The sequence below is a fragment of the Pricia sp. genome, from assembly GCF_041745955.1.
In the GTDB taxonomy this organism is placed as follows: domain Bacteria; phylum Bacteroidota; class Bacteroidia; order Flavobacteriales; family Flavobacteriaceae; genus Pricia.
Window position 1 is genome coordinate 1 of record NZ_JBGTHY010000194.1, and the last position, 3468, is coordinate 3468.

Genomic DNA, 3468 nt, shown 5'->3' on the forward strand with positions numbered 1-3468 from the left:
AAAGATAAAGGACAATGCCACGTTTGAAAAGCCCCACCAATACGCAACGGGGATGCAACATGTGTTTGTGAACGGAACACAGGTGTTGAAAAATGGTGAGCATACGGATGCTTTTCCCGGTAGGGTCGTTAGGGGGCCGGGGTGGAAATCGACCAGGCCCTAGCCATTTTTTGGAAAGCATTTACAAACCGCCGACCGTAGGTGGGGAACTTAATATTCAATCATACATACCACTTATGAAAAAACATTTCAAAACCTTCATCCCACTAATCATCTCCACTATTGTTTGCCTTTATTCCTGCAAAGCGCAAAAAGCACAGACCCAAAAAATTATCGCCGACGGCGCCGAGCTTACATTGGTAGCCGATGAATACGAGTTTACCGAAGGGCCTGCCGTCGACAGCAACGGCGATGTCTATTTTACCGACCAGCCCAACGACCGAATCGTAAAGTGGACCGCGGCCGACAACTCCGTGGCCGATTACATGAAACCCGCAGGGCGTTCGAACGGACTTTATTTCGATCGTAACGGCAATTTGTTAGCGGCCGCAGACGAAAAAAACCAATTGTGGCGTATCGACCCGGATAAAAATGTGACCGTACTTATTGACGATTTCAAAGGAAAAAAGCTCAACGGCCCGAACGACCTTTGGGTCGACGGAAAGGGGGGCATTTACTTTACCGACCCCTATTACCAACGGAATTGGTGGAACCACAAAGAGCCGCCACAAGATGCGCGTCGCGTTTATTATCTGGCGGCCGGCACAGACACCCCGCGAATCGTGGCCGACGACAATTTTGACCAACCGAACGGTATCATCGGATCTCCCGATGGCAAAACGCTTTACGTATCCGACAACGGCGCCAAAAAAACCTACGTCTATTCCGTTGGTGGAGACGCATCCCTTTCGAACAAAAAACTATTTGCCGATATGGGCTCCGACGGTATGACGCTCGACCATCTTGGCAACGTATACCTTACCGGAGATGGTGTCACCGTTTTCGATAAATCCGGAAAAAAGATACAGCACATCCCCGTACCCGAAAAATGGACGGCCAACATCACCTTCGCCGGACCTGGGCAAAAAACGCTTTTTATAACGGCCATGGATTCGGTGTATACGCTGGAGATGTCCGTGCATGGGGTTCGATAACCTAAAAAAAGCTTATGAAACGTATTATCCTAACCCAACTCGAACATCGGGGCGCCCAGCAAATGGGTATCCAATTCGATTATGAGGATGAAGTACGGCATTATGTGAAAGAATTGTCGGGCATAAAATGGAGCCAGACCTATAAAACGTTCTATGTGCCGCTGAACACCCAAAACAAAAATATCGTCTTCCGCCATCTACGGAAGAAGAAATGGTATATCGATTACAGTGCCCTACAAGGGAAGCAAGCCGCAGCGCCTAAGAAAGTCTTGCCGCCAAGCACAAAACGGGTCATTACGGATGACAATAAAGCGCTTGTTAGGCAATATGTTTCCTATTTACGTGGCCTGCGGTTAAGCGAAAGAAATATTCCATTAGCACCCATCGCCAATTGATCAGTGCCATCAAGCATTTCTCGGATTTTTATCCGCAATGCGATATTTCGGGAGGAGAGCTAAAGCGGCCAAAAAAAAGCACGTACCTGCCCCCCTTTTAGGAAACTACTTCGGCACCTATGCGCCCAAAAAATACTTTATTGAAGGTGAAGGTGGAAACCAATATAGCGCCGCCAGCGTACGTGCCTTTTTAAAACAGTCCTGCAAACGTGCCGGTATTAAGAAAAGAATAACTCAACGTACCTTACGCCATTCCTTCGCCACCCATTTAATGGAAAACGGAGTCGGCATACGACACATACAAGAACTGTTGGGCCACGCCAAACCCGAAACCACGTTGATCTACACCCACATCGCCCAAAAAGATCTTTTAAGTATCCGCAGCCCGTTAGACCTAGCCGTAAACAAATTTCTTAACGCGGATAAAAAACAAGAAAACTTCATGTTATCCGGCAATTTTAAGGGATAAACGCGTATTTTTATTGCCATATAACCAGTTGTGGTGCATTATAACACCCTTCCAAAATAAACAAATCCAAGTCACATAATTTTAAAAAAAATATTTAAATTTGTATCCAAGTAGATACAACTTGAATATGTACCATATTGAGAAAACGACTGAATTCGACAGGTGGCTGAGAAAGCTGAGGGACTTAAGGGCAAAGGCGATAATCCTATTCAGAATTCAAAAACTGGAAAATGACGGACATTTTGGAGATTGCAAACCTGTCGGAGACGGAATCAGGGAATTGAGAGTAAATTTTGCCAAAGGTTACAGGGTATATTTCAAGGAAAAAGGCGGGAAAATAATCGTTCTCCTAATCGGTGGGAACAAATCGTCCCAACAGCAGGACATTAAGAAGGCCAAGGCAATCTGGAAAAAATTAAACAAATAGAAAATATGGGAACTTCAAAATTTGACATAGCGGATTATTTGGAGAGCAAAGAAATGATCGCGGAGTATCTGAATACCGTTCTGGAAGAAGGCGACAATGCAGATATGATCAACGCGATCGGACATATTGCAAAGGCAATCGGAATGACCAAGATAGCGGAGGAGACCGGATTGAGCAGACCGAGCCTATACAAAGCTTTGTCGGACGGGGCCAAACCTCAATTTGCGACGATCATGAAAGTTTTGAAAGCGATCGGAGGCCAAATTCAGGTAAATCCAATGTCTGCCTGAAAAAATAACGCACCACAACGTATAAATAAAATAGGGCAGGTATGTGCTGTACCGGGAGGTTCGGGCGTGTTTACGAGGTCGCCAAATCTTTTGATTTGGCAATTGGTAAAAAGGTAATCACAAAATGCAAAAGCTTTGGCTATCGCTAGACGGAAAGGCCGCTGCATGTTACCCGCCCTACTTGACATAGCCACGCCGTTATCTTTAATGCAAATCGAGCTTTTACCAAATTCAACCCACCATACATTTTTTCGTAACTTTATGGAGCTTAAAAGCAATAAATGAAACAGAGGATTTACATCGACACTTCCATTGTCGGAGGTTATTTTGACGAGGAATTCAAAGAGGCACAAACGGACTTTTCCAGAGGCTGGAGGACAATGAAATATTATTTGTTGTTTCCGATCTACTCGACCTAGAACTGATCGGCGCACCTGAAAAAGTCAGGGAACTTCTTCACAAATATCCGACCGATAAATTCCAAAGAGTGGAACTGACCGAGGAATCCATAAAACTTCCGGACAAATATATTGCGGAAAAAGTAGTCGGACAGACCAGTTTGGAGGACTGTCGGCATATTGCACTCGCTACTATTAACAAAGTCGACGTATTGGCGAGCTGGAATTTCAAACATATTGTAAACTTGGACAGAATAAAAGGCTACAATTCGGTAAACCTAAAGTCAGGCTACCAAATGATAGAAATTAGAAGTCCGAAAGATCTTATTAGATAT

The 3468-nt window shown here is 44.6% G+C and carries 6 protein-coding genes and 1 pseudogene; all 7 read left to right on the top strand.

Annotated elements, in window-relative coordinates; all coding sequences use genetic code 11:
* The first annotated feature begins 236 nt into the window (after positions 1-236).
* Positions 237-1154, top strand: a complete 918-nt coding sequence (locus ACEW8S_RS06755) for an SMP-30/gluconolactonase/LRE family protein (protein WP_373517407.1) — start codon at positions 237-239, stop codon at positions 1152-1154.
* A gap of 14 nt (positions 1155-1168) precedes the next feature.
* Positions 1169-1549 (top strand): hypothetical protein, encoded by a 381-nt coding sequence (locus ACEW8S_RS06760; protein ID WP_373517408.1) that lies wholly within the window; start codon positions 1169-1171, stop codon positions 1547-1549.
* Positions 1550-1586: 37 nt separating this feature from the next.
* Entirely contained in the window at positions 1587-2018 is a 432-nt protein-coding gene (locus tag ACEW8S_RS06765; protein WP_373517409.1) for a tyrosine-type recombinase/integrase, read from the top strand.
* 127 nt (positions 2019-2145) lie between these two features.
* Complete coding sequence (locus ACEW8S_RS06770) at positions 2146-2445, top strand: type II toxin-antitoxin system RelE/ParE family toxin (RefSeq protein ID WP_373517410.1); 300 nt, start codon at positions 2146-2148, stop codon at positions 2443-2445.
* A 5-nt stretch (positions 2446-2450) separates the two neighbouring features.
* Positions 2451-2735: an addiction module antidote protein gene (locus ACEW8S_RS06775; RefSeq protein WP_373517411.1), complete on the top strand. Its 285-nt coding sequence runs from the start codon at positions 2451-2453 to the stop codon at positions 2733-2735.
* A gap of 281 nt (positions 2736-3016) precedes the next feature.
* The gene (locus ACEW8S_RS06780; protein ID WP_373517412.1) at positions 3017-3154 is read left to right on the top strand and encodes a hypothetical protein; all 138 of its coding nucleotides are present in this window, start codon (positions 3017-3019) and stop codon (positions 3152-3154) included.
* A gap of 68 nt (positions 3155-3222) precedes the next feature.
* Positions 3223-3468 (top strand): annotated as a pseudogene (locus ACEW8S_RS06785) (PIN domain protein); the annotation flags it as partial.